This is a genomic window from Duganella lactea, assembly GCF_009857505.1.
Classification (GTDB): domain Bacteria; phylum Pseudomonadota; class Gammaproteobacteria; order Burkholderiales; family Burkholderiaceae_D; genus Rugamonas; species Rugamonas lactea.
In genome coordinates this window covers 20,329-44,871 of sequence record NZ_WWCP01000007.1, presented here as the reverse complement: position 1 = coordinate 44,871, position 24,543 = coordinate 20,329, and the positions used below count along the sequence as shown (strand labels likewise).

Here is a 24,543-nt window from a genome sequence, read left to right as displayed (position 1 = left end):
GCCGACAGTATGGCATGGCGCACATGAACTGAATCTTAAGAGCGGCTACAATGCTCCCCATTCAATCATTGTTGAGGCAGTTTTCATGGAAATTTTTGGTATCGGGATTCACGTGCTGGTGGCGATCTTCTTTGCTATCCACGCGATCCGTAACAACCAGCCGCTGTATTGGGTGGTGATTTTGTTCCTGTTCCCCGGCCTGGGCAGCATCGTGTATTTCTTCGCGATTTACCTGCCGAATTCGAAGATTCAGCACGGCGCGCGCAAGGCGGTCAGCGTTGCCGCCAAGACGCTTGATCCGGGGCGTGACCTGCGGGAGGCGCGCGACGCCTATGAATTCACGCCGACCGCGCAGAACCAGATGCGTCTGGCCAGCGCCTTGCTGGCGGCCGGTAACGCCGAGGAAGCGGCGGCCACCTACGAAGCCTGTCTGCAAGGCCCGTTCTCGGGCGATCTGGAAATTCGCTTTGGCGCGGCGCAGGCCACGCTGGCATGCGGCCGCGCCGCGGCGGCGGTCGCGTATTTGCAGACCATCCGCGGCAAGGATGGCAACTTCCGGCCGGAGCAGGTGTCGCTGTTGCTGGCCCAGGCGCTGGCGGCGAGCGGCCGTCAGGACGAGGCGCGCGCCGAGTTCGAGCAGGCGATGAGTCGCCATAACAGCTTCACGGTGCAGGCCGAGTACGCCATCTGGGCAGCCGGCATCGGCGACGTGGACACGGCCAATCAACTGTATGTGGAATTGCAGCGCACCATGGAGCGCTGGGCGCGTCACACGCGCGAGCTGAATCAGGAACTGGTGCGCCGCCTGAATACGGCGATGGCGTCGATGGCGTCGGCTAGGCGCTGAGCACCGCGCCGCCGAGGTCGTGGCGCGTGATGACGCCATCGCTGTCGATGGCGATCCAGCCGCCGCGCGGCGGTGTGGCGTCGGGCTCCCAGTCCGGCAGCACGTAGCGCAGCTTGTCGCCAACGCGGTGCAGCGCGGGGCGATGGGTGTGGCCGTGGATCATGACTTGGGTGCCGGTCTGCTCAAACACCTCGGCGATCGCCGCCGGCGTCACATCCATGATCTCGTAGGACTTGCCGCCTTGTTCCTTGCGGCTGTCGGCGCGCAGGCCGGCGATGATGGCCTTGCGCTGTGCCAGCGGCAGGGCGGTGAATTGATGCTGCCACGCGGGCTGGCGCACCATGGCGCGGAATGCCATGTACTGGGTATCTTGCGTGCACTGGGCGTCGCCGTGCAGCAGCACTACCCGTTGGCCGGCGATGTCGGTCACCCAGGTTTCGGGCAATAAAGTCAGGTTGGCGGCTTCCGCGAAGCGGGCGCCGACCAGGAAATCGCGGTTGCCGGCGACCCAGTAGAGCATGACGCCGGCGTCGCTCAAGGCACGCAGGGCGGTCACGATCTGTGCGTGGTACGGATCGGCGATGTCGTCATCGCCGGCCCAGTACTCAAACAGGTCGCCGAGCAGGTACAGTTGCTGCGCGTGCCGCGCATGCCGCTCCAGGAAGTCGAAAAACGCTGCCGTGGTGGCGGGATGCGCGGGCTGCAAATGCAGATCGGATATGAACAGCGCGCAGACTTCAGACATCGCTCAGGCTGCCAGTTCGATGCTTTCGATGATCACGTCTTCCGCTGGCACGTCGGCGAACATGCCGCTGCGGGTGGTTTTGACTTTCTTGATGGCGTCCACCACGTCGGTGCCTTCCACGACTTTGCCGAATACGGCGTAGCCCCAGCCGTCCTGGCCTGGGTAGTCCAGGAAGGCATTGTTTTTCACGTTGATGAAGAACTGCGCCGACGCCGAGTGCGGCGCCGAGGTGCGGGCCATGGCCAGCGTGTAGGTGTCGTTCTTCAGGCCGTTTTTGGCTTCGTTTTCCACGGTGGTGTCGGCTGGCTTTTGCTTCATGCCTGGCTCAAAGCCGCCGCCCTGGATCATGAAACCGTCGATCACGCGGTGGAAGATGGTGTTGTTGTAGTGACCGGCTTCCATGTAGGCCAGGAAGTTGGCGACCGATTTAGGCGCTTTTTCAGCGTCCAGTTCGGCGGTCATGGAGCCCAGGTTGGTTTTGATGATTACTTTGGTCATGTTGTTGTCCTAAATGATGGAGGTTTTCACGGCAAGGCCGCTATTTTACTGTTTTGGCTGGATTGGTGTCTTGAGAATCGTCGCCGACTTCACGGTGACCGGAATCACCGGGATGTTCTGGAATATGCCCTTGTCATCCACCAGCACCGCCTTGATCTTGTCGACCGTCTCCTGGCCCTTGATCACCTTGCCGAACACCGCATAGCCGCCGGTGCCGTCCGGACCCGGCGCGTCCAGGCCCGGATTGTCCTCGACGTTGATGAACCATTGCGACGTGGCCGAGTTGGGATCGCCCATGCGCGCCATGGCCAGCGAGTATTTGACGTTGGTCAGGCCGTTGTTCGACTCCAGAGGAATCGGCTTGTTGGTCGGCTTGCCCTTGAGTTTTTCATCGTAGCCGCCCCCCTGGATCATGAAGCCGTCGATGACCCGGTGGAAAATGGTGTTCTTGTAGAAGCCGGATTTCACATAGGTGAGGAAGTTGTCGACTGATTTCGGCGCTTTGTCGTGGTCCAGCTCCAGGACGATGTCGCCCATGGTGGTTTTCAGCTCGACCTGTGGGGCCGGCGCGGCCCAGACGGCGCCGGACAGGGCCAGGCCGGCGAGGGCGGTCATCAGTTTTTGGTGCATCGTGCTTCCTCTGGTTATGTCGCGTAGGCAAAATCCCGTTACAGATGAGGCCTAAGCTGTTTTTATCAATGCTATACTTGTTCCATTCTACCCCGTAGAAGGTGGAAACAAGTATATTCCCGAGGTTCCCCCAGGCACACAATGACGACAGGTGCGCGCGGTTTCACCAGTGCGCCGGCCATTGTATTGCCCGAGGCCTTCAGCAAAACGCAAGAGTCCGATGAGCAATTTAAAGATTTACAACACGCTGGCGCGTGACAAGCAGACATTCGTTCCTATCGAGCCGGGCAAAGTCCGCATGTATGTATGCGGCATGACCATCTACGATTACTGCCACATCGGCCATGCCCGCATGATGATGGCTTTCGACGTCATGTACCGCTGGCTGATGGCCTCCGGCTACCAGGTCACCTACGCCCGCAACATCACCGACATCGACGACAAGATCATCCGGCGCGCGGTGGAAAACCGTGAAACCATCAGCCAGCTGACCACCCGTTTCACCCAGTACATGGATGAGGACACCGCCGCGCTGGGCATTCTGCCGCCGACGTTGGTGCCGCGCGCCACGCAGTACGTGCCGCAGATGCTGTCGCTGATTGAACAGCTGGAAGCCAAGGATCTGGCCTACCAGAGCGAAGATGGCGACGTCAACTACGCGGTGCGCAATTTTCCGCAATACGGCCGCCTGTCGGGCAAGTCGCTGGACGACCTGCGCGCCGGCGAGCGCGTCGACGTCAACACCGGCAAGCGCGATCCGCTGGATTTCGTGCTGTGGAAGGCCGCCAAGGAATCCGAGCCGGACGAGGCCAAGTGGGATTCCAAGTGGGGCAAGGGCCGGCCGGGCTGGCATATCGAGTGCTCGGCCATGTGCTCGGCGCTGCTGGGCGAGCATTTCGACATCCACGGTGGCGGTGCCGACCTGCAGTTCCCGCACCACGAGAACGAGATCGCGCAGTCGGAAGGCGCGTTCGGCCGTCAGATGGTCAACTACTGGGTGCACAACGGCTTCGTCCGCGTTGATAACGAGAAAATGTCCAAGTCGCTGGGCAACTTCTTCACCATCCGCGACGTGCTGAAGAAGTATGACGCCGAAGTGGTGCGCTTCTTCATCCTGCGCGCCCACTACCGCAGCCCGCTGAACTATTCGGACGCCCATCTGGACGACGCCCGCGGCGCGCTGACCCGCCTGTACACCGCGCTGGACGGCGTGGACGGCGACAATCTGCCGCTGGATTGGCAAGAGGCCCACGCGGTCCGCTTCGCCGAGGCGATGGACGACGACTTCAACACGCCGCTGGCGGTGGCCGCGCTGTTCGACATGGCCACCGAGGTCAACAAGTCGAAATCGCCGGTCGCCGCGCGTCAGTTGAAGGCGCTGGCCGGCTTGATTGGCTTGCTGGAGCGCACGCCGCAGCAGTTCCGCCAGGCGGCGGTGGGCGGCGCGGGCGAGGGCACGGACGACGCCGCCATCGAGGCGGCCATCGTCCAGCGGGCGGAAGCCAAAAAAGCCCGCAACTTCGCCGAATCGGACCGGATTCGCGCCGAACTGCTGGCCCAGGGCATCATCCTCGAAGACAAGCCCGACGGCACCACCAACTGGCGCCGCGCATAACATGGTCATCGCCAGGGATATCGAGGGCGGCGTGCCGCCATACTGGGAGCAAGCCAAGCTTGAGCTGATGAAGCGGGACCGCATCATGAACAAGCTCATCCCCCAGTTTGGCGACCTGCATCTGCGCGGCCATCACGATCCGTTCACCACCCTGGCGCGTTCCATCGTCGGCCAGCAGGTGACCGCCAAGGTGGCCGATGCCGCCTGGAAAAAGCTGCTGGTGATCAGCCCCAAGTGTTCGCCGGCGCAGATCATCAAGGCCGGCGCCGAGCCGCTGGCCGCCTGCGGCCTGTCCAAGCGCAAGACCGAGTACATCCTCGACCTGGCCGATCACTTCAAGAACAAGCGCGTCCATACGGCCCAGTGGGATCAGATGGACGACGAGGCCGTCATCGCCGAGCTGACGCAGATCCGCGGTATCGGCCGCTGGACAGCCGAGATGTTTCTGATATTTAATCTCTTGCGCCCGAATGTGCTGCCGCTGGACGACCCTGGCCTGATCCAGGGCATCAGCCAGAATTATTTCTCTGGCGAACCAGTTTCGCGCAGCGACGCGCGCGAGGTATCGGCCAACTGGGAACCCTACCGGACCGTCGCCACCTGGTATTTGTGGCGTAGTTTGGACCCGGTTGCTGTAGAATAGATGCTCTAATCGCTGTGCGAGGGCTGGGTGCGCTCTTTTGACGAGCTGCGCCGCCCTCACAGATGAGAATAAACACGGAGGTACAATGACCAAAACGACTTTCCTCAATTTTGAGCAACCGATTGCTGAACTCGACGGCAAGATCGAAGAATTGCGTTTCGTCCAGGACGATTCGGCAGTCGATATCTCTGAGGAGATCGACCGTCTGGCCAAAAAGAGCCAGCAACTGACCAAAGACATCTACGCCAAGCTGACGCCATGGCAAGTTTCGCAAATCGCGCGTCACCCGCAACGTCCGTACACGATGGACTATGTGAACGAGATTTTCACCGATTTCCACGAACTGCACGGCGACCGCACCTATGCGGACGACCAGTCCATCGTCGGCGGTCTGGCGCGTTTCAACGGCCAGTCCTGCATGGTCATCGGCCACCAGAAGGGCCGCGACACCAAAGAGCGCGCCATGCGCAACTTCGGCATGCCGAAGCCGGAAGGCTACCGCAAGGCCATGCGCCTGATGAAGCTGGCCGAAAAGTTCGGCATTCCGGTGTTCACCTTCGTTGACACGCCAGGCGCCTTCCCCGGCATCGACGCCGAGGAGCGCGGCCAGTCGGAAGCGATCGGCCACAACCTGTACGTGATGGCGGAACTGAAAGTGCCGCTGATCGCCACCATCATCGGCGAGGGCGGCTCCGGCGGCGCGCTGGCGATCGCCGTGGCCGATCAGGTGCTGATGCTGCAATACGCGACCTACTCGGTGATTTCGCCGGAAGGCTGCGCCTCGATTCTGTGGAAGACCTCGGAACGCGCGGCCGATGCGGCCGAAGCGCTGGGCCTGACCGCGCACCGCTTGAAAGCCATCGGCCTGATCGACAAGATCATCACCGAACCGCTGGGCGGCGCGCATCGCGATCCGAAGCAGATGGCGACCATGCTGAAACGCGCGCTGGCCGACTCGCTGCGCCAGTTCCACGGCATGAAGACCAAGGATTTGCTGGAAGCGCGTCACGACAAGCTGATGAGCTACGGCAAGTTCAAAGAGACCACGCCACAGGAATAAGTCACTCAGCATGGACACCGGCTTGCGCCGGTGCGACGCCGCCGCCGCAAAGGCGCGCACGTCATTCGGGCGAAATCCGGAATCCATAGAACACCACCGGGAGCCCGCCACCGCGCCGCTCCCGGTTTGCATTTTCGGAGCCCCATTGAAGCAGCAAAAGCCAACCCTAGAGTCCACCTTCGAACAAGCCGTCCGCGCGGCAGGCGAGGGCGGCAAAACCCGCCTCGCCATCGCCCTCAGCGGCGGCCTGGACTCGTCGGCCCTGCTGCACCTGGCCTACGCCTACGCCCAGCGCAACGAGCTGACCTTGTGCGCCTTTCACATCCACCACGGCCTCAGCCCCAACGCCGACGCCTGGCTGGCCCACTGCGAACACGAATGCGCCGCGCTGAACGTTTCGTTCGAAGCGCGCCGCATCCAGCTGCAAGACCAAAAGCAATCCGGCACCGAGGCCGCCGCCCGCAAAGCCCGTTACGCCGCCCTCGGCGCGCTGTGCAAAGAGTACAACGTGCAACTGCTGCTGACCGCGCACCATCAAGACGACCAGGCCGAAACCGTGCTGCTGCAACTGCTGCGGGGCTCCGGCCCGGCCGGCCTGTCCGGCATGGACGCCGCCAACACCGCCGCCAGCCTGCTGCACAACGATGATCTGGTCATGGCGCGCCCGCTGCTGCAAGCGTCGCGCAAGCAGCTGGAAGCCTACGCCGCCCAGCACCACATCCGCCACATTCACGACGAATCCAACGACGACCCGCGCTACGCCCGCAACGCGCTGCGCCACACCGTCATGCCGGCGTTGGCGCAGCACTTCCCCGGCTTCCAGGAGCGCCTTGCCCGCAGCGCCCAGCATGCCCAATCCGCCACGCGCCTGCTGGCCGAATTGGCCGAACAAGACCTGGCCGCCAGCCGCGACGGCGAGCACCTCGACATCGGCAAGCTGCGCGCGCTGAGCCAGGACCGCGCCTACAACCTGCTGCGTCATTGGTTCGCCACCCGTGGCTACAGCATGCCGAGCACCGCCTGGCTGGCCGAAATGCTGACCCAGCTGCTGGAAGCCCGCTACGACGCCCAGTTGCTGGTCACCCATCCCGACTGCCACGTGCGCCGCTACCGCAACCGCCTGCACCTGACGCCCAAACTGGACGACCTCGACGGCACGCGCGAAGACCAGTTCGACGACAAGCCCGGCACCGGGTTCAGCTGGAACGGCGAAACCGAACTGGCCTTCCCGGCCTACGGCGGGGTGTTGTATTTTGATCCCGCCGATGACGGACTCGATCCGGCGTGGCTGCGCGCGCAAGCGCTGGTGATCGAATTCCGTCGCGGCGGCGAAAAACTCAAGCTGGCGCCCAATCGTTCCACGCGGCCGGTCAAGTACCACTACCAGGCGCTGAACATCCCCGCCTGGGAGCGCGGCCGGCTGCCAGTGGTGAAGAGCGCGGGGCAGCTATTGTTCGCCGCCGGCATCGGCATGGACTGCCACCAGATCGGCCACGGCGCCGGGCGTATCCGGCTGCGTTGGCAAGCGGAGTAGAGATTGCGGCGCATTCTGCCGAATTTTGTATGTAGATATGCCTATTCAGTATGAGATTATGAGTTTTTTGACTTGTTATTTTGCATTGCGACATGTAGAGTTAAGGGTTCCATTTACCTTTATTTGAGCGGAAAACTCACTGTTATGGCTTTAATCGTGCACAAATACGGCGGTACGTCGATGGGTTCGACGGACCGTATCAAGAACGTCGCGCGGCGTGTCGCCAAGTGGCATGACGCCGGACACCGCATTGTGGTGGTGCCGTCGGCAATGTCGGGCGAGACCAACCGCCTGATCGCCCTGGCCAAGGAAATTCAGGCGCAGCCGGACCCGCGCGAGCTGGACATGATCGCCTCGACCGGCGAGCAAGTGTCGGTCGGCCTGCTGTCGATGGCGCTGCTGGCGATCGGCAAGAAAGCCGTCTCCTACGCCGGCTGGCAAGTCGCGATTAAAACCGATTCCGCATTCACCAAGGCCCGCATCCAGTCGATCGACGACGAAAAAGTCAACCGCGACCTGGACGACGGCAAGATCGTCATCATCACCGGCTTCCAGGGCGTGGACGAGGGCGGCAACATCTCGACGCTGGGCCGGGGCGGCTCGGACACCTCGGCAGTGGCCATCGCCGCCGCCATGAAGGCCGACGAATGCCTGATCTTCACCGACGTTGACGGCGTGTACACGACCGATCCGCGTGTGGTGTCGGAAGCGCGCCGCCTCAAGGCGATCACGTTTGAAGAAATGCTGGAACTGGCGTCGCTCGGTTCCAAAGTGCTGCAGACCCGTTCGGTCGAATTCGCCGGTAACTACCGCGTGCCGACCCGCGTGCTGTCGTCGCTGACCGACCCGATGCTGGACCTGGAAGTGGAAGCCAACTCGGGCACCCTGATTTCGTTTGAGGAAGATAAAAACATGGAACAAGCAGTCATCTCCGGGATCGCCTTTAACCGCGATGAAGCCAAAATCACCGTGCTGGGCGTGCCGGACCGTCCGGGCGTGGCCTACCACATCCTGGGCCCGGTGGCCGACGCCAACATCGAAGTCGACATGATCATCCAGAACCAGTCGGTGGATGGCAAGACCGACTTCACCTTCACCGTGCCGCGCAACGACTTCCAGCGCGCGCTGGACGTGCTGAACGCCGAGAAAGACCGCCTGGGCGCGGCCAGCATCGCCGGCGACGCCAAAGTGTCGAAGATCTCGGTGGTGGGCGTGGGCATGCGCTCGCACGTGGGCGTGGCCTCGCAGATGTTCCGCACGCTGTCGGAAGAGAGCATCAACATCATGATGATCTCGACCTCGGAGATCAAGATTTCGGTGCTGATCGACGAGAAATACATGGAACTGGCCGTGCGCGCGCTGCACAAGGCGTTCGAACTGGAAAAGGCTTAAATTTTTCCAAAAAAGCCGCCGAGTTGCCTTGACCAAACTGGTCTCGGTCTATACTATGGCGGTCGTCTGCTCTGCGGTGGTTTAGTTGACAGACATAGTTGAGTAATCGACTAGGAGACGTGGCCGAGTGGCCGAAGGCACTTCCCTGCTAAGGAAGCATACGGGCAAAACCTGTATCGTGGGTTCGAATCCCACCGTCTCCGCCATAACACCTAAAACCCGCTTCGGCGGGTTTTTTCATTTCGGCCTTCTCGTAGGAGAAACGGCGTTTTTATCGTCCAGTGACGTCTGCCATTATCCGCCCAAGTCCACCCCCTCTGGGTGGGTAGGCGGGTGGGTAGGAAAACAGGGCGGACCAACGCGCGCGCTTGGCCACCCCACCGGCATTTTCGCTGTTCTCGCCCCTGCACCATACCCTTTTGCATCAATACCGACGCCACCACGGACGCTAAAATGGCCTCCAAGCGCCATTCTGGAGGTGGGGTATGCCAGCCACGAACCGGCTCACTGCACTGAGCGTACGCCATGCCAAGGACCCCGGCTACTACACCGATGGGCGCGGCCTCGTGCTGCAGGTTTCCGCCGTTGGGACGAAGAGCTGGATTTTCCGTTACCGCTTTGGCAGCAAGCGCCACGAAATGGGCCTGGGATCGTGCGAATTCGTCAGTTTGTCCCGCGCGCGGGAGCTGGAGCAGGACTGCCGCCAGTTGCTGTCCGAAGGCCGCAATCCGCTCGTGGAGCGCCGCCAGGCGCGCGCCACGCAGATCGTCGCGCGGGCGCGCCAGATGACCTTCGACCAGTGTGCCGCGGCCTACTTGAAGGCGCATAGCAGTAGCTGGCGCAATCCCAAGCACGCGGCACAGTGGAGCAGCACGCTGGCCACCTACGCGACGCCGGTGATCGGCGCGCTGCCAGTGGACGCGATCGATACCGAGCTTGTGGTCAAGGTGCTGGCGCCGATCTGGACCACCAAGACCGAGACGGCCACCCGCTTGCGTGGGCGCATTGAGAGCGTGCTGGACTGGGCTACCGTCAGCAAGTTCCGGCACGGCGATAATCCAGCGCGCTGGCGCGGCCACCTGGATTTCCTGCTCGCCAACCCGAACAAGGTGGCGCCGGTCAAGAACCACCCGGCACTGCCCTGGCTGCACATGTCGGCGTTCATGGCCGATCTGCGCCGCAAGGAGGGCGTTTCCGCAAGGGCGCTAGAGTTCACCATCCTGACGGCCGCCCGCTCTGGCGAGACGCGCGGCGCAGGGTGGGGCGAGGTCAATCTCCCGCAGCGGCTATGGACAGTGCCTGCCGCGCGCATGAAAGCGGGCCGCGAGCACCGCGTGCCCCTGTCGGATGCCGCTATCGCGCTGCTGCGCGGCTTGCCAGGTCGGGATGGCCTGCTGTTCCCGGGGCAGAAGAGCCAACCGTTGTCCGACATGAGCCTGTCCGCCGTGTTGCGGCGCATGGGAAGGCCCGACATCACCGTCCACGGTTTCCGCTCGACGTTCCGCGACTGGTCGGCCGGAGGCGCCCGGGAATGCCTTTCCGCGCGAGGTCTGTGAGCACGCCTTGGCACACAGCCTGCCGGATCGCGTCGAGGCGGCCTGCCAGCGCGGTGATTTGTTCTCCAAGCGCATCGTGCTGATGCAGGCGTGGGCCGATTATTGTGGAGGAGGGCAGGCGGCGGCCCCGGGCTGAGGCGTGTTGCTGCTCGCCTTGACCAAACGCGTTTCCATCTATACTATATTGCCGGTCTGCCCATCCACTCATGGGGAGATAGTTGAGTAATCGACTTGGAAACGTGGCCGAGTGGCCGAAGGCACTTCCCTGCTAAGGAAGCATACGGGCAAAACCTGTATCGTGGGTTCGAATCCCACCGTTTCCGCCAAGAAATGATTTCAAGCAGTGCCGCAACGTCCCGAAGCCCGCGATTCTCCCAGTGAGTACGCGGGTTTTTCGAACGTTACAGGATTTCCCTGCCGCCCGCCGCGTCGGCCGGACTGGGGCATGCCACTGCGTCGTTGTTAACTTATGGCCAGCGCGGCTCTAATTACTCATCAGATTCATCGGAACTATCATAAAGCGACTCAAACTCTTGGGCGTATATGATTACCGAATCCTCCGAAGAGACAACTTTATGCTTCTGGTAGATTTCCCTTAGTTCGTCATAAGTCAGAAGTCTAGATCCAATTTTTCCTTTGTTGAAAAGCTGTTCAAACATTTCGGCTGATAAGGACACGTCCTTAATCTTCTTGTACTCTAGGGTTCCATCACCATTTCCCGACTTGAACTTGGGGATCTGGCAGATAGGAAGATGTTCGCCTGATGAAAGAAAGCTTTGGTCTGTATTCTGCAGCTTGTCCGTAGGCCGCAAGAAGGCGGCACAACAGGGAAAGCGGTATTCGTTATCCCCTTCGGCGTACTTGCAAATACCATTTGCACACGTGAATGTGGCCAGTCGAGCTAACTGCTTCTTCATACGCTCGTCTCCAAGGGACAGCTTCTTTTTCTCCCATATTTTGTACTGAATGGCTACAACACTTGCTTTGTCCTCCGATGGGCTATGACGCTCATAAATTATGTCGGCCCCGGTAACGTGTTCGGGTTTATCCGGGTGGAGGACTCGTACCCGCAAAACATTGGCATCTGGTAGTCTAAAATCGCGATGCGCCTTTCCCGATGCAAATGGTGGAACTGTGCGAGCTAAGTTGTAAGCGTCTCGAAAGATCAACTGATTTTCAGTGTGAGCCTGTGCGCCAACCTCCTGCCGAGCGTGCTGAAAGGACGCCAGCTTACGTTTCAGTTGGTCAACCTTTGTTCTGTTGCCGACTTTCTCTTTTTTTGCTATTGCCAATAGCCCGGACAAAACCTCAATTTCGCTGTCCAGAAGTTCCGCAGCGGAAACTTTCTCCTTTTTCTCCGGCTGCTTCATTGATTCCACCGCCGCCCGCTGCCGATATTCTTTTGCAAGATCGCTTTCGCGAGCACGTTTCAAAATGCTAGATTCGGGGCCGAGCAATTCGGGATATAGTTCGCCTCCGAGATCAAAAGCGTTGTCATAGGTCGCCTTCGCCATATCCCCTTTTGTCGCGATTTTCGCAAGCTCACGAAAAGCGTTTAGTGCTACCCATTCCGCGTCCAGCCGTCCGTCATTACTCATTGAATTCTCCAATACAAAAGCCACTTACAGATTTTGGCCTCGCCTTTTCCATTCGGCAATCACCAGTAGTTTAGCCTGTTGTATTAAATCACTAGGAATTCAGGAGGTACGAAGCTTGTCGATGCCTTTGTATGGCCTGGAACCATGGTAAATCTTCACTCACAATACGAATCGCCAGACCTGAAGCGCCCACTCAAAAGCCGAATACCTTTGCCGTTTGGCTTGGCAATCTTCCGAAGGCAGCGTTAAAGGTACGCAATGGACTCCCTATTTTTGCCTGTCCAAGGGGGGAGAGCTTTGAAATTGGGGGGATTACCCTCGGCACCGGCAAGGCGGTCTCGCTGGCCTTGAGCGGCTTTTCCAACAGCGGCTGGCTGTTCGTCGCGGCCGGCCTGGCCATCGCCGCCGCCATCACCTCGACCGGATTGGAAAAGCGCGTCGCCTACCTGATCCTGCGGCTGGTCGGCACCAAGGTCAACGCCATGCTCGCCGGCATCATCATCACGTCGTTCGCGTTGACCTTACTGATCCCGTCGGTCATCGCGCGCGCCGCGACGCTGGTGCCGATCGTACTCGGACTGATCGCCGCGTTCGGCCTGCCGGTCAACAGCCAGGTGGGCAAGGCCATGCTGCTGCTCGCCGCCATCCTGCCCTCGGTGACCGGCGTGGGGGTGCTGACCGGCGCCGCGCCCAATCCGGTGCTGGTCAATTTTCTGACCGGGGCCGGCCTGCCCGGTATCAGCTACACGCAGTGGCTGATCGACCTGCTGCCCTACACGATAGCGTACTCGGTGGGCCTGTATTTTCTCGTGGTGCGGATGTTCAAGTTCGAGGTGACGGAGTTGCCTGGCGGGCGTGCCTACCTGAACGAGCGCGTCAGTGAAATGGGCCCGATGTCGGCGGCCGAGGTGCGCGCCGCCTGCATCATGGCGCTGACCATCGGCCTGTGGGCCACCGACCACCTCCATCACATCGAGGCGGCGGTGATCTCGGTGCTGGCGGTGCTGTTGCTGATCCTGCCCCACATCGGCGTCACGACCTGGAACGACTTGTACAAGCGCATGGACTGGACCTCGATCCTGCTGTTCGGCGCCGGCATATCGATGGCGGAGATGTTTACCCGGACCGGCGCCGCCAAATGGGTGGCGCAGGTGACGTTCGTGGAGTCGGGCATGGGCACGCTCAGCGTCTCGTTGCTTGCGCTAACGATCTTCGTGGTGATGTTCTTTGTGCGGTTCTGCTTCACCAGCATCACGTCGTGCCTGACCGCCATCACGCCCGCCATCATCAGCTTCCTGCTGGCGCTGAACAATCCGGCGATCCCGATCACCGGCATCGTGCTCGGCGTGTCGCTGGTGGCGCAGTGCACGGCGGTGATCCCGGTGACCTCGGCGCCGGCGATGATCGCCTACGGCGCCGGCGGCTTTACCAGCCGCGACATGATGCGGCTCGGCCTGCCGCTGACGGTCCTGATGTACGCGTTGATCCTGGTGGCGATGTTCCTGTACTGGCCGATGATCGGCGTGTGGAAATAAAAGTAAACGATGGCATCTTTCAACGATAAGACAAGGAGACTGACAATGATTTCCCACCCACTCAAGCAACTGGTGCTGGCCGCATGCGGCGCGTTGGCCATGGCCGGCGCTGCCCGCGCCGATGACATCAAGGTGCTCACCACCTGCATCATGAAAGGCTCGTTCGCGCAGATCGCCGCGCAGTTTGAGCGCGAAACCGGTCACACGCTGACCATGTCCTGGGGGCCGTCGTCGGGCAACTCGCCCGAGGCCAGCCAGGTGCGCATCAAGAGCGGTGAGCCGGTCGACGTCTTGATCATGGTCGACAAGGGCATGGATGAACTGATTCGCGGCGGCTATTTTGTGCCCTTGCAGCGGCGCGACGTGGCCATCTCGCAGATTGGCGTCGCCGTGAAAAAGGGGCAACCGCTGCCGGACATCGGCAGCGTCGATGCGGTGCGCAAAACCCTGCTCGCGGCCAAGTCGATCGGCTACTCCGAGGGCGCCAGCGGTCACTACATTTCCACTGTCATGCTTGACAAGCTCGGTATCGCCAAAGAGGTCACGCCCAAAAGCAAAGTCATCCTGGGCCGGAAATTCGTTGGTGAAGCGCTGGCTGCCGGCGAGGTCGAGCTGGGGCTGCAACAGCTGAGCGAATTGCGCCTGGAGCCAGGCGTGACCGTGGTGGGGCCGCTGCCGGAGGCGCTGCAAAAAGCCAGCCTGGTGACCGCCGCGGTCTCCTCCAAAGCCAGGAACGTCGAGGCGGCAACCCGCTTCGTCGCGTTTCTGACCACCCCGTATGCCACCGAGGCTATCCAGAACAGCGGGTTGGCGTTACCGCATCGCTAGGCCCGCTGCGTTGGGGCGTCGCCGCAGCCTTTAGACTGCGGCGTATTTCCCATTATTGTTGTTGCTGATTAATCGACCGTCTGAAGCAATTGCATGCGGATGGTCGTGATCTTGTTTAAAGGCAGCAGACTTAAGCGCTCGTCGCCGTTCAGGCGCCGGCCCGGCACCCAGCTGCCCGCGACGAACTTGCCTTCTTCGACAACATCGATTTCGACCGGCTTGCCGTTGCGGGAAAAATCGCTGGTGAAATCGTGTCCGACCAGGAAAAACTCGCCTTGCTTGCCCGCCACCACGATGCCGAAAGGGCGGGTGTCGGAAAAGGAGGGGCCATGCGACGAGTTGACGGTTTCCGCAACCGGCGTTGCCGCTTGCGGCGGAATCGGAATGCCGGCATCGAGCAGCATCTTGGCGGTGGTGGCAGCCGTGCCGCGTAGCAAGAGGTCGTAACCGGCCAGGCTTTCCTTCACCGGTGTGGCGTCGTCCAGTAGCACGGCGCGGATGCCGTTATTGGCTTGGGCGGTCGTGATGACGGCTCCCATGGCGCCTAGTGCGTCATAGGCCTGTGACAGCTGGTTACCTGGAAAGCCATCTTCGATGCCGAAGACAGAAAAGCCCAACGCTTTGTGACGGCCCACGGCCCAGAACGCATTGCCGGTCTGGAAGCGGGCTTCCGGGATGAAGACCGGATTACCCGGCCGATCGAAGCCGGCCAGCGCGCCCTTGAAATCATCGATGTAAATGTCGGGCGCCATGAATGCAATGGGCGGCGCGGCCGCCTTCCACACGTCGGCGACGCGCGGCACGGGGCCGCCGCTGGGGTAGTCGCCGGCCTCGGGTTGCCCTGGCTGGGGGCCAAGCCAGGCGTTGACATACAGCGGCAGCGGCAGCTCTTGCGCCGCGTCGCGCACTACGGCATCGATGAAGCGACCGTAAGCCCAGGCCATGAACACTTCGTGCGCCTGCCAGTCGGTACCGAACACCTGGGCCCAGCTACCTTGACGGCGGAATTGCTGGCGACCCCACAGCGCGGCAAGTTCGGGCCGCAGCCGGTCGCGGTGGCGCGCCAGATAGTCCATCAACTGCGATGGCACTGGCTGTTCCCACTGGCGTTGCGCCAGTGGTGAGCGGTCACGACTGTCACCGAGCAGGCCGATCTCGTTATCGACCTGGATCATGATGACCGTGTGGTCGGGATCGGCCTTTTTCAGGTGGCGCAGCAGTGCCGTAAACGCCTTGCGTTCGGCCTCCTGCAACGCCGGAGAAAACGGCGACAGCACCGGATTGGGCATCGCGCCCGCATAGGTGAATCGCTGCGGCTTGACCGGCTCGATCACAGCGCGCGGGAAGCGCGCGCGGTCGGCCCTGATCCAGCCAGGCGCATAGGTCGAGCGGGCATTTTTGAACGAGCCGAACCAGATCAGTACCAGGCGCAGGTCATTATCGCGCGCGGCGACCAGCTGGCTGTCGAGTGAGCGGAAGTCGTACTCGCCTTCGCGTGGTTCGACCATCTCCCAGCTGAGGGTGGTGACGACGGTATTCAGGTGCATGGCCTTGAGCTTGGGCCAGATTGGCGCCATATAGGCGTCCGATGACGCGCTCGAATTATGCAGCTCGCCCGCCAGCATCAGGAACGGCCGCCCGTCAACATGCAGTTGCTTGACGTCGCTGTTGGCGCTGGAGGGCGCCAATACTGGCAGCGGAGCGGCGCTCAGCGGCAAACTGTGCAGCGAGAGTGCGGTGGCGAGGAGGGCAGCGGTGCGCTTGAACATTGGTGAGGTTTTCCTTACGAAAATGGTGAGCGCTGAAATAAATCATCGTTGCCCATCTCGTGGTCATCTGACGGTCAATAAGTGGGTTGAGTGTAGGGGGACGACTTTGTGTTGAACAGTCAGCATTTTTGTACACAACGCATTGATTTTTCCGATTGGACGATTTCTGGATTTGATGCGCTAATTCCTGCTCACGCTCACTCCGCGTGCGGCGTAGTCATTGACTGAACCAAGGGGTAGCGGTCCGCCTGGCGGGCGAATTCGATGAACGATTGCAGGTAGTCGGTATGGTAGTCCGACTCCCGCGCGCCGAGGTAGATGTGCTTCTGAATGCCGTTCGGTCCCAGCCGCAGGGTGCGTAGTTGCAGCTGTGGCGCGTAGTCGGTCACCAGCCATTTCGGTAGCGCCGTCACGCCGCGCCCGCTGGCGACCATTTGCAGCATGATGTCGGTGGTCTCGATGGTCTTGTGCTTGCGCGGCGTTACGTTGGCCGGCAGCAGGAACATGTTGTAGATGTCCAGCCGCTCGATCGGCACCGGGTAGGTGATCAGGGTTTCCTCGTTCATCTGGTCCGGCGCCACTTCCTCCTGTCCGGCCCATGGATGATCCTTGTGTACCACCAGCACTTGCTCGTAGTCGAACACTGGCTCGAAGCGCAGGCCGGGTTTCAACAGCGGGTCGGGCGTGACCAGCAAGTCGATCTCGAAGCCGAACAGCGCGCCTATGCCGCCGAACTGGAATTTCTGCTTCACATCCACATCCACCAGTGGCCACGCGGCCAGGTAGCGTGAGACGATCTTCAGCAGCCATTGATAGCAGGGATGGCACTCCATGCCGATGCGCAGCGTGCCGCGCTCGCCTTGGGCGTACTGACGCAGACGCTCTTCCGCCAGGATCAGCTGCGGCAGCATGCGCTGGGCCACGGCCAGCAGATATTGGCCGGCCTGCGTCAGGCGCAGGTTGCGGCCCTCGCGCAGCCAGAGGGCGGTGCCGAGTTGCTGTTCCAGCTTTTTCATGCTGTGGCTCAGCGCGGACTGGGTGACGTGCAGCACTTCGGCGGCGGCGGTCAGGGAACCTTGTTTTTCAACCTCCAGCAGCGTGGCGAGGTGGATGCGCTCAAGCATGAATTTTGCTCATGGATGTGTGAGAAAAGACCATTTTACTTCATTGTTTGTGATCTTTACCATGCGTCCATTCGATTATTCATTGGGAGCACACAGCATGACCATCGTTCACAACCTCGGCTTTCCCCGCATCGGCGCCAAGCGCGAACTGAAGTTCGCATTGGAGTCTTACTGGCAGGGCGCTTCCTCGCGCGAGGCGTTGCTGGCCACCGGCGCCGAACTGCGCCAGCGCCATTGGCAACATCAGGCCGGGCTGGATCTGGTGCCGGTCGGCGATTTTTCGTTCTACGATCAGGTGCTGGACATGAGTTTCACGCTGGGGAATCTGCCCGAGCGCGTGCACGATTTCCATGGCGACGCGCTGGACAATTACTTCCGCGTTGCGCGTGGCCGCTCGGTGGAAGAGCACGCAGCTTGCTGCGGCGGCGTGGCGGCCGGCGAGATGACCAAGTGGTTCGACACCAATTATCACTACATCGTGCCGGAGTTCAGCGCCGGCACCGGGTTCCAGCTAGATGCGTCGCGTCTGCTGGCGCAGTTGGCCGAGGCGAAGGCGCAAGGCGTCAAGGCCAAGCCGGTGTTGATCGGACCGGTGACGTATCTGGCGCTCGGCAAGGCCAGGGACGACAGCGACAAGCTGGCGCTGCTGCCATCGCTGCTGTCGGCCTACTCGCAATTGCTGGACACGCTGGCGGCGCAGGGCGTCGAGTGGGTGCAGATCGATGAGCCGGTGCTGGTTACCGAGCTGGATACGGACTGGCAGCATGCCTTCAACCTGTCTTACCACCAGCTGAAAGCTTGCCGCGTCAAGATTCTGGTGGCGACGTATTTCGGCCAGTTGCAGGACAATCTGTACCTGCTGGCCAACCTGCCGGTGGCCGGCGTGCACGTGGATGCGATTAACGGCCACGACGATATCCGCCCGCTGCTGAACCTGCTGCCCGACCACAAGGTGCTGTCACTGGGCGTCATCAACGGCCGCAACATCTGGAAGACCGATCTGAACCAGGTGCTGGACTGGCTTGAACCGTTGGCCGAGCGCCTGGGCGAGCGCCTGTGGATCGCGCCGTCGTGTTCGCTGCTGCATGTGCCGGTGGATCTCGATAGTGAGCAGACGCTGGATGCCGAGATCAAATCCTGGCTGGCTTTCGCGCTGCAAAAACTGGACGAACTGCAGGTGCTGGCGCGCGCCCTGCGCGAGGGCCGCGTCGCGGTCAAGGATGAACTGGCGGCGAATGCCGCCGCACTGGCCGCGCGCCGCGCCTCGCCGCGTGTGCATCATCCCGCCGTGCGGCAAGCGGTGGCCGCCATCGATGCCAGTCTCGGCCAACGCAACAGCGCTTACGCCCAGCGCGCCGCCGAGCAGGCCGCGCTGCTGAAGCTGCCGGCCTATCCGACCACCACCATCGGCTCCTTCCCGCAGACCGCCGAGATTCGCCAAGCCCGCAGCGCGTTCAAGGCCGGCCAACTGGACCAAGGCGCTTACCAGGCCGCGATGCGGGCCGAGATCGCCCGCAGCCTGCGCGAACAGGAGGCGCTGGAACTCGATGTGCTGGTCCACGGCGAAGCCGAGCGCAACGACATGGTCGAATACTTCGGCGAGCAGCTGGACGGTTATGCCTTCAGCCAGTTCGGCTGGGTGCAATCCTACGGTTCGCGTTGCGTCAAGCCGCCCATCCTGTTCGGCGACATCCAGCGCCCCAAGGCGATGACCGTCGAGTGGATCAGCTACGCCCAGTCGCTGACCGCCAAGCCGATGAAGGGCATGCTGACCGGCCCGGTGACGATGCTGAACTGGTCCTTCGTCCGCGACGACCAGCCGCGCTCGGTATCCTGCACGCAGCTGGCGCTGGCCATCCGCGCGGAAGTGCTGGACCTGGAGCGGGCCGGCGTGCAGGTGATCCAGATCGACGAGGCGGCGCTGCGCGAAGGGCTGCCGCTGCGCCAGTCGCAATGGCAAGCGTATCTGGACTGGGCGGTCGCGTCCTTCCGCCTCAGCGCCAACGGCGTGGCGGACCGCACGCAGATCCATACCCACATGTGCTATTCGGAATTCAACGACATCATCGCCGCGATCGCCGACATGGACGCCGACGTCATCACGATCGAAACGGCGCGCTCGGCCATGGAGTTGCTGGATGCCTTCGAGCACTTCAAGTACCCGAATCAGATCGGCCCCGGCGTCTACGACATCCATACGCCCAATATTCCAAGCGAGCGGCACATCGTGCAGCTGATGCGGAAAGCCGCCGAGCGCGTGCCGGCCGAGCGCCTGTGGATCAATCCGGACTGCGGCCTGAAAACCCGTCAGTGGGCGGAGGTGTTGCCGGCGCTGGCCAATATGGTGGCCGCGGCTAAAACGCTGCGTCTGGCCGCAGGCTGATTTGCCGTTGCGCCAGCCTGGCGGCGATGTCGGGATCGTGCGTCACCAGCAACACCGCGCATTGGTGCCGCTGCGCGTGCTCGCGCAGCAGGAACAGGGTTTCCTGCTGCGTCAGCGGATCAAGGCGCGAGGTTGGTTCGTCGGCGAAGATCAGCGCCGGCCGCAGCATCAGCACACGCGCGATGGCGAAGCGTTGCAGCTCACCGCCGGAGACCTGGCTGGGCAGGCGATCCAGCAGGGCGTTCGGCAGCCGCAGGCGTTGCATCAGCGTGGTCAGCTCATCCCACGAAAGGCGGTGCAGCTCCAGCAGATCTTGCAAGGAGCGGCGCAAGCTCACCGTGGGCGCGAAGGCGGCGGCCGGGTCTTGATAAATCTTTTGAAACGCCGTGCGCGCCAGACCGTCGGCGCGGCGCACGCTGCCACTATCGGCCTTCAGCAATCCCAGCATAATATTGCCGAAGGTCGTTTTGCCTGAGCCGCTGGGGCCGGTGATGGCGACGAATTCCCCCTGCCTGATGTCGGTCGACACGTTGGCAAATAACTGCTGCGCGCCGAACCGCTTGCCGATGGCGTCGATGCGGACCACCGGCGGCAGATCGGCCGGGCCGGTCTCACGCTGCCAGGCCGCCGGCTCGGCCGCCAGCAGCCGGCGGGTGTAGGCGTGCCGCGGCGCACCGAGCACGTCGGCGGCGGCGCCTTGTTCGACCACGGCGCCGCTATGCATGACGACGATGGTGCCGCCGAGCTGGCGCGCCAGCCACACATCGTGCGTGATGGCCAGCAGCGTGACGCCGTCCTCGATGGCGGCGCGCAGCATCGCCAGCACGTCGTTGCGGCGGTCGCTGTCCAGACCTTTGGTGGGTTCGTCGATGATCAGCACCGGCGCTCCGGCCGCGTGCGTGGCGAGGAAGGCCACGCGCTGCGCCATGCCGCCGGAAATCTGGAACGGGTACTTGGCGGCGGCGTCCGCCATGTTCAGTCGGGTGAGTGCGGCGTGCGCGGCGGCCGCGGCCTGGTCCTCACTGCGGCCGAGCACAAACTCGTGCACCTCGCCGATTTGCCGGGCGACACGCATGGTTGGATCGAGCGCCAGCCAGGGTTCCTGCGGCAGCAGCGATAGCGTGCGCCCCCACAGCGTGCGCCGGGCGCGCAGGTCGGCGGCGTCGAAGTGACGGGCGCCGATGTCGATGGTGCCGGAGCACGTCAGCGGCGCCGGCAAGTTGCCCATCATCGCCTGCGCCAGCAGCGACTTGCCGGAGCCGCTTTCGCCCAGCAGCGTCAGCACGCCACCGGCGGGAATGTGCAGCGAGACATTGTTCACCAGTGTCTGCGTGCCGGCGCCGATCGATAGCTTGTGCACGCTCAGCGGCGTTGGAGGATGGCTGTTCATGGCTTGCGCTCGCCGCCGAGCAGCAGCATGCCCAGCAAGGTGAAGAAGAGGATCAGCATCGGCGACGCGATCAGCCACGGCGCCTCGCTGTAGTACGGCAGCAGTTCGATCATCATCACGCCCAGCTCGGCCGTTGGCGGTTGCAGGCCGACGCCGATAAAGCCCAGCGCGGCCATCGCCAGCACGGCGCCGGCGTAGCCGAAGCGCATCAGTGTCAGCAGGCGCGGCAGCAGTTCGGGCAGCAGATGCCGGCGCACCACGTAGAGCGAGCCGAAGCCGAGCAGTTGCGACGCTTCCACCTGCGGGCTGGCCAGCAAAATCGAAGCGGCCGCGCGCACCACGCGGAAATATTCCACCCACAGCGCCAGCGAGATACCGACGTACAGCGGCCAGAAGTGACCGGGGGCGAAGGCCGCCAGCAGCAGCACCAGCAGCAACCCGGGCAGGGCCAGCACAGCGTCGGCCACTGCCGTCAGCACGCGCTCCGGCCAGCCGCCATGCCACGCCGCCAGCAGACCCAGCAAGGTGCCGGGAATGGCGGCGCTCAGCACGCTCAGCGCGGCCATCGACAGCGACAGGCGCGACGCGTCCGCCAGCCGGGCGAGCATGCTGCGGCCAAGGTGATCCAGGCCGAGCGGGTGCGCCAGGCTTGGTGGCTCAAGGAAGCGGCTCAAGGTCTGGCGCGCCGGATCGACGCCGATCAGCCACGGCCCGAGCAGGGCGAAGGCGGCGATCAGCAACAGCAGCAGCGCGCCGGTGACGCGGGCGCCGGTCCAGCGGCGCGCTGGCGGCGGCGCCAGCAGGATATCGAGGTCGTTATTCATCGTGGACGGCGCCGTGGGTCGATCGCCGCGCACGCCAGATCGACCAGGGCGTTAAACAGCACGAACATCAGCCCCAGCACCAGCGCCGTACCCTGGATCATCGGCACGTCGCGGCCGAAGATGGCGTGCACCAGCGCGTGGCCGATGCCGGGCCAGGCGAAGATGGTTTCCACCAGCACCACGCCTTCGATCAGGTACACCAGTTGCACGCCGACGTAGGCCACCACTGGGGTGGCCACATTGCGCACGCCGTGGCTCAGCAGCGCCTGCCATGGCGACAGACCCTTGGTCAGCGCGAAGGCGTAGTAGGCGCTGCCGCGCACCGACACCATGGCGTCGCGCGCCACGCGCGAGGAGACGGCGGCCAGGCCGGCGGCCAAGGTCAGCGCCGGCAGGGCGATGCTGCCGTAGTCGGTGTGGCCGGCGGCGGGCAGGGCGTTCAGTTCGACCGAGAAGACCAGTACCAGCATCAGGCCGAAGACGAACGGCGGCATCGCGCGCAGCACTGTCGACAGCGCCAGCGTCGCGCGGTCCAGCCAGCCGCCGGGACGCAGACCGGCCAGCACGCCGGGCACCGGTCCGAGCAGCAGCGACAGCACGATGGCGCAGGCCGACAGGCGCAGCGTCTGCCCCAGTTGCAGCGCGATTTCGGTGGTCACCGGCTGCGCCGTCACCAGCGACACGCCGAGGTCGAAACGCAGCAGGCGGCCCCACCAGTCCGCCAGCGCGGCCAGCAGCGGGCGGTTCAGGCCGAGTTCGGCGCGGACGGCTTCGGCGGCGGCGGCGTCGACCATGTCGTAGCCGTAGCGGCCGGCGGCGATGCGGAACGCGGTGTCGCCCGGCAGCATGCGCGTCATGAAGAAGCACAGCGTGCCGACCAGCAGCGCGACCAGCAGCGCTTGCAGCAGGCGACGGCCGAGCAGCGGCGCCCAGCGTCGCAGGGAGGCGAGGGCAGTCATCGGCGCCATGTCAGGGTGGAGAGGCGGTAGCTGCGTTCAAACGGATCGATGCTCAGGCCGTCGAGGCGGGTGGAGACCGCCACCGTTTGCCGGTACCACACGATCGGAATCACCGGCAGTTGCGCTTGCAGGCGTTGCGCCACAGTGGCGCGCTGGACATCGCTGTGTCGGCTGTCCTCGCCGCTGGACAGCTGTGCCAGCGCCTGGTCCAGCAGCGGATCGTGCCAGTTCATCGCGCCCCAGTCGCCGCCGCCGGCGCTGTAGTCGCCGATCAGCGTGGCGGTGGGATCGGGCGTGGTGCCGAAGTTGCGCGCCACCAGGCCCATGTCCAGCGTGCCGTTGCGGTGCCCGGCCGGGATGTCGCTGGAGTTGCCGACGATGACGCTGACGGCAATGCCGATCTGCCGCATTTCTTCCTGAATCGCGGTGGCGATCAGCGGCAGCTCGGGCCGGTCGACAAAGGTGTGCAGCGTGAGCGCGAAGCGGCGGCCGTCGCGCCACAGGATGCCGTCCGGCCCCGGCCTGAAGCCGGCCTCGGCCAGCAAGCGCTTGGCCGCCGCCGGGTCGTGGCGCAGCGGCGGCAGCGTGCGCTGGTGCCATTGCGCCATCGCCGGCGGGAACAACTGCGTGGCGGCGAGGTCGGCATCGCGCAACAGCGCCTGGGCGATGCCGTCGCGCTCCACGCCGAGGCTGATCGCCTGCCGCACCTGCGCGTCGCGCAGGAAGGGATGGCTGGCGTTCAGTTTCAGGAAGGTGGTGCGCGGCAAATCCTGCGCTTTCAGCGCGACGCCGGACTGGCGCCGCAACCGCCGGATGCTGGGCGGATCGAGGGTGAAGGCCAGGTCGGCCTGGTGGCTTTGCGCCATCAGCGCGCGCGTTTCGGCGCGCGAGACACTGATGTAACGCGCCGCCGCCACTTGCGGGTGCGGGCCGTTCCAGCCGTCGAACAGCTCGGTATCGAACTGCTGCGGCAGGCGGATGGTCTTGATGCGGTACGGGCCGCTGCCGATGATGCGCGTCACCCGGCCATCGGCGCCGAACGAGGCGGGCGCCAGCACCAGCGTGCTGTAATGCGTGAACAGATAGGGCAGCGGCGCCAGCGGCTTGGCCAACTTCACCACCACCGCGCCGCGCTCCGCGTACAGGTCGCTGATGCTGACCAGTTGCAGTACGCCGGGCGTGGTCAGCGCGCGTTTCAGCGAGGTCAGCACGGTCCAGGCGGTGACCGGCGTGCCGTCGTGGAAGGTGCGGCCCTGGCGGATGAAGAAGCGCCATTCGCGCTGGTCGGCCGACACTTCCCAGCCACTGGCCAGCGCCGGTTGCAAGCGGCCATGGTCATCAACGTCCAGCAGCGTTTGCGCCACCTCCATGCGGGTGAACATATAGCCGCTGCGCGATGGCTCCAGCCCGGTCAGCTCCCACGGACCGACGACGGTGACCGTGCCGGCGGCGGCCGGCGCGATGGCGCCGTGGCCGGGATCGGCGGCAGCGCCGAATGACATGGCCACGCCAAGCAATAATGCTGCAACCCGCCTGCCTGCCACATGCTTCTCCCCGGATAAAAAGGTGAGTGTAACGCATGCGTCCCGGTGTGTCTGCATGGCCGCCGCGTG

The 24,543-nt window shown here is 63.2% G+C and carries 21 protein-coding genes and 2 tRNA genes; 13 read left to right on the top strand and 10 right to left on the bottom strand.

The features are described 5' to 3' along the window. Window positions 1-85: 85 nt before the first annotated feature. Window positions 86-847: a tetratricopeptide repeat protein gene (locus GTP44_RS08495; protein WP_161019100.1), complete on the top strand. Its 762-nt coding sequence runs from the start codon at window positions 86-88 to the stop codon at window positions 845-847. Here GTP44_RS08495 and GTP44_RS08490 read toward each other — a convergent pair. The 3 genes from GTP44_RS08490 to GTP44_RS08480 are packed head-to-tail and all read right to left on the bottom strand — an operon-like array spanning window position 837 to window position 2,720. Further along, window positions 837-1,592: a UDP-2,3-diacylglucosamine diphosphatase gene (locus GTP44_RS08490; RefSeq protein ID WP_161019099.1), complete on the bottom strand. Its 756-nt coding sequence runs from the start codon at window positions 1,590-1,592 to the stop codon at window positions 837-839. The genes GTP44_RS08495 and GTP44_RS08490 overlap by 11 nt on opposite strands. Before the next feature lie 3 nt (window positions 1,593-1,595). Beyond that, on the bottom strand, window positions 1,596-2,090 hold the full coding sequence (locus GTP44_RS08485; RefSeq protein ID WP_160988674.1) for a peptidylprolyl isomerase: 495 nt from the start codon (window positions 2,088-2,090) through the stop codon (window positions 1,596-1,598). Window positions 2,091-2,135: 45 nt separating this feature from the next. Then, the gene (locus tag GTP44_RS08480) at window positions 2,136-2,720 is read right to left on the bottom strand and encodes a peptidylprolyl isomerase (RefSeq protein ID WP_161019098.1); all 585 of its coding nucleotides are present in this window, start codon (window positions 2,718-2,720) and stop codon (window positions 2,136-2,138) included. Between the two features lie 220 nt (window positions 2,721-2,940). Here GTP44_RS08480 and cysS point away from each other — a divergent pair, with 220 nt between their 5' ends. The 9 genes from cysS to GTP44_RS08440 all read left to right on the top strand — a co-directional run bounded on the left by cysS (window position 2,941) and on the right by GTP44_RS08440 (window position 10,846). Continuing rightward, a complete protein-coding gene (gene cysS / locus GTP44_RS08475) occupies window positions 2,941-4,335 on the top strand; it encodes a cysteine--tRNA ligase (protein ID WP_161019097.1) in 1,395 nt (464 codons plus the stop codon). Between the two features lies 1 nt (window position 4,336). Beyond that, window positions 4,337-4,978 carry a DNA-3-methyladenine glycosylase family protein gene (locus GTP44_RS08470; RefSeq protein WP_160988677.1) on the top strand — a complete coding sequence of 214 codons (642 nt, stop codon included), beginning with the start codon at window positions 4,337-4,339 and terminating at the stop codon, window positions 4,976-4,978. An 85-nt stretch (window positions 4,979-5,063) separates the two neighbouring features. Further along, window positions 5,064-6,038, top strand: a complete 975-nt coding sequence (locus GTP44_RS08465) for an acetyl-CoA carboxylase carboxyltransferase subunit alpha (protein WP_160988678.1) — start codon at window positions 5,064-5,066, stop codon at window positions 6,036-6,038. A 145-nt stretch (window positions 6,039-6,183) separates the two neighbouring features. Further along, on the top strand, window positions 6,184-7,572 hold the full coding sequence (tilS, locus tag GTP44_RS08460) for a tRNA lysidine(34) synthetase TilS (protein WP_229256842.1): 1,389 nt from the start codon (window positions 6,184-6,186) through the stop codon (window positions 7,570-7,572). Between the two features lie 144 nt (window positions 7,573-7,716). Further along, window positions 7,717-8,964 carry an aspartate kinase gene (locus tag GTP44_RS08455; RefSeq protein ID WP_160988680.1) on the top strand — a complete coding sequence of 416 codons (1,248 nt, stop codon included), beginning with the start codon at window positions 7,717-7,719 and terminating at the stop codon, window positions 8,962-8,964. Between the two features lie 113 nt (window positions 8,965-9,077). Further along, window positions 9,078-9,170, top strand: a tRNA-Ser gene (locus GTP44_RS08450). Window positions 9,171-9,449: 279 nt separating this feature from the next. Beyond that, entirely contained in the window at window positions 9,450-10,520 is a 1,071-nt protein-coding gene (locus GTP44_RS08445; protein ID WP_229256841.1) for a tyrosine-type recombinase/integrase, read from the top strand. Between the two features lie 7 nt (window positions 10,521-10,527). Next, window positions 10,528-10,656 (top strand): hypothetical protein, encoded by a 129-nt coding sequence (locus GTP44_RS27825; protein WP_267875226.1) that lies wholly within the window; start codon window positions 10,528-10,530, stop codon window positions 10,654-10,656. 97 nt (window positions 10,657-10,753) lie between these two features. Continuing rightward, window positions 10,754-10,846, top strand: a tRNA-Ser gene (locus tag GTP44_RS08440). A gap of 162 nt (window positions 10,847-11,008) precedes the next feature. On the opposite strand, the gene GTP44_RS08435 is transcribed toward GTP44_RS08440, so the two are convergent. Beyond that, the gene (locus tag GTP44_RS08435) at window positions 11,009-12,118 is read right to left on the bottom strand and encodes a hypothetical protein (RefSeq protein WP_161019095.1); all 1,110 of its coding nucleotides are present in this window, start codon (window positions 12,116-12,118) and stop codon (window positions 11,009-11,011) included. A gap of 131 nt (window positions 12,119-12,249) precedes the next feature. On the opposite strand from GTP44_RS08435, the gene GTP44_RS08430 reads away from it, so the two are divergent. Then, on the top strand, window positions 12,250-13,653 hold the full coding sequence (locus GTP44_RS08430) for an SLC13 family permease (RefSeq protein ID WP_161019094.1): 1,404 nt from the start codon (window positions 12,250-12,252) through the stop codon (window positions 13,651-13,653). Window positions 13,654-13,698: 45 nt separating this feature from the next. Then, window positions 13,699-14,481 (top strand): molybdate ABC transporter substrate-binding protein, encoded by a 783-nt coding sequence (locus GTP44_RS08425; RefSeq protein ID WP_161019093.1) that lies wholly within the window; start codon window positions 13,699-13,701, stop codon window positions 14,479-14,481. A gap of 68 nt (window positions 14,482-14,549) precedes the next feature. On the opposite strand, the gene GTP44_RS08420 is transcribed toward GTP44_RS08425, so the two are convergent. Together GTP44_RS08420 and GTP44_RS08415 are read right to left on the bottom strand one after the other, a co-directional pair. Then, window positions 14,550-16,250, bottom strand: a complete 1,701-nt coding sequence (locus GTP44_RS08420; RefSeq protein WP_161019092.1) for a GH35 family beta-galactosidase — start codon at window positions 16,248-16,250, stop codon at window positions 14,550-14,552. Window positions 16,251-16,447: 197 nt separating this feature from the next. Beyond that, complete coding sequence (locus GTP44_RS08415) at window positions 16,448-17,374, bottom strand: LysR family transcriptional regulator (protein WP_160988709.1); 927 nt, start codon at window positions 17,372-17,374, stop codon at window positions 16,448-16,450. A gap of 97 nt (window positions 17,375-17,471) precedes the next feature. On the opposite strand from GTP44_RS08415, the gene metE reads away from it, so the two are divergent. Then, window positions 17,472-19,757 carry a 5-methyltetrahydropteroyltriglutamate--homocysteine S-methyltransferase gene (gene metE / locus GTP44_RS08410; RefSeq protein WP_161019091.1) on the top strand — a complete coding sequence of 762 codons (2,286 nt, stop codon included), beginning with the start codon at window positions 17,472-17,474 and terminating at the stop codon, window positions 19,755-19,757. On the opposite strand, the gene GTP44_RS08405 is transcribed toward metE, so the two are convergent. From GTP44_RS08405 to GTP44_RS08390, 4 genes are read right to left on the bottom strand one after another with little or no spacing between them, the layout of a single operon-like run. Continuing rightward, window positions 19,729-21,147 carry an ABC transporter ATP-binding protein gene (locus GTP44_RS08405; RefSeq protein ID WP_161019090.1) on the bottom strand — a complete coding sequence of 473 codons (1,419 nt, stop codon included), beginning with the start codon at window positions 21,145-21,147 and terminating at the stop codon, window positions 19,729-19,731. The two genes, metE and GTP44_RS08405, sit on opposite strands and share 29 nt — an antisense overlap. Beyond that, window positions 21,144-21,971, bottom strand: a complete 828-nt coding sequence (locus GTP44_RS08400) for an ABC transporter permease (protein WP_161019089.1) — start codon at window positions 21,969-21,971, stop codon at window positions 21,144-21,146. Before GTP44_RS08400 ends, GTP44_RS08405 begins: the two co-directional genes overlap by 4 nt. Further along, window positions 21,968-22,930, bottom strand: a complete 963-nt coding sequence (locus GTP44_RS08395; protein ID WP_202412634.1) for an ABC transporter permease — start codon at window positions 22,928-22,930, stop codon at window positions 21,968-21,970. The genes GTP44_RS08400 and GTP44_RS08395 overlap by 4 nt, the downstream gene beginning before the upstream one ends. Beyond that, window positions 22,927-24,432: an ABC transporter substrate-binding protein gene (locus GTP44_RS08390; RefSeq protein WP_161019088.1), complete on the bottom strand. Its 1,506-nt coding sequence runs from the start codon at window positions 24,430-24,432 to the stop codon at window positions 22,927-22,929. The genes GTP44_RS08395 and GTP44_RS08390 overlap by 4 nt, the downstream gene beginning before the upstream one ends. Window positions 24,433-24,543: the final 111 nt, after the last annotated feature.

What these genes read in the sequence shown, in the direction of transcription:
- GTP44_RS08495 (WP_161019100.1), top strand. Translation starts at nt 86, where the DNA reads ATGGAAATTTTTGGTATCGGGATTCACGTGCTGGTGGCGATCTTCTTT.
- GTP44_RS08490 (WP_161019099.1), bottom strand. Translation starts at nt 1,592, where the DNA reads ATGTCTGAAGTCTGCGCGCTGTTCATATCCGATCTGCATTTGCAGCCC.
- GTP44_RS08485 (WP_160988674.1), bottom strand. Translation starts at nt 2,090, where the DNA reads ATGACCAAAGTAATCATCAAAACCAACCTGGGCTCCATGACCGCCGAA.
- GTP44_RS08480 (WP_161019098.1), bottom strand. Translation starts at nt 2,720, where the DNA reads ATGCACCAAAAACTGATGACCGCCCTCGCCGGCCTGGCCCTGTCCGGC.
- cysS (WP_161019097.1), top strand. Translation starts at nt 2,941, where the DNA reads ATGAGCAATTTAAAGATTTACAACACGCTGGCGCGTGACAAGCAGACA.
- GTP44_RS08470 (WP_160988677.1), top strand. Translation starts at nt 4,337, where the DNA reads ATGGTCATCGCCAGGGATATCGAGGGCGGCGTGCCGCCATACTGGGAG.
- GTP44_RS08465 (WP_160988678.1), top strand. Translation starts at nt 5,064, where the DNA reads ATGACCAAAACGACTTTCCTCAATTTTGAGCAACCGATTGCTGAACTC.
- GTP44_RS08455 (WP_160988680.1), top strand. Translation starts at nt 7,717, where the DNA reads ATGGCTTTAATCGTGCACAAATACGGCGGTACGTCGATGGGTTCGACG.
- GTP44_RS08445 (WP_229256841.1), top strand. Translation starts at nt 9,450, where the DNA reads ATGCCAGCCACGAACCGGCTCACTGCACTGAGCGTACGCCATGCCAAG.
- GTP44_RS08435 (WP_161019095.1), bottom strand. Translation starts at nt 12,118, where the DNA reads ATGAGTAATGACGGACGGCTGGACGCGGAATGGGTAGCACTAAACGCT.
- GTP44_RS08430 (WP_161019094.1), top strand. Translation starts at nt 12,250, where the DNA reads ATGGCCTGGAACCATGGTAAATCTTCACTCACAATACGAATCGCCAGA.
- GTP44_RS08425 (WP_161019093.1), top strand. Translation starts at nt 13,699, where the DNA reads ATGATTTCCCACCCACTCAAGCAACTGGTGCTGGCCGCATGCGGCGCG.
- GTP44_RS08420 (WP_161019092.1), bottom strand. Translation starts at nt 16,250, where the DNA reads ATGTTCAAGCGCACCGCTGCCCTCCTCGCCACCGCACTCTCGCTGCAC.
- GTP44_RS08415 (WP_160988709.1), bottom strand. Translation starts at nt 17,374, where the DNA reads ATGCTTGAGCGCATCCACCTCGCCACGCTGCTGGAGGTTGAAAAACAA.
- metE (WP_161019091.1), top strand. Translation starts at nt 17,472, where the DNA reads ATGACCATCGTTCACAACCTCGGCTTTCCCCGCATCGGCGCCAAGCGC.
- GTP44_RS08405 (WP_161019090.1), bottom strand. Translation starts at nt 21,147, where the DNA reads ATGAACAGCCATCCTCCAACGCCGCTGAGCGTGCACAAGCTATCGATC.
- GTP44_RS08400 (WP_161019089.1), bottom strand. Translation starts at nt 21,971, where the DNA reads ATGAATAACGACCTCGATATCCTGCTGGCGCCGCCGCCAGCGCGCCGC.
- GTP44_RS08395 (WP_202412634.1), bottom strand. Translation starts at nt 22,930, where the DNA reads ATGACTGCCCTCGCCTCCCTGCGACGCTGGGCGCCGCTGCTCGGCCGT.
- GTP44_RS08390 (WP_161019088.1), bottom strand. Translation starts at nt 24,432, where the DNA reads ATGTCATTCGGCGCTGCCGCCGATCCCGGCCACGGCGCCATCGCGCCG.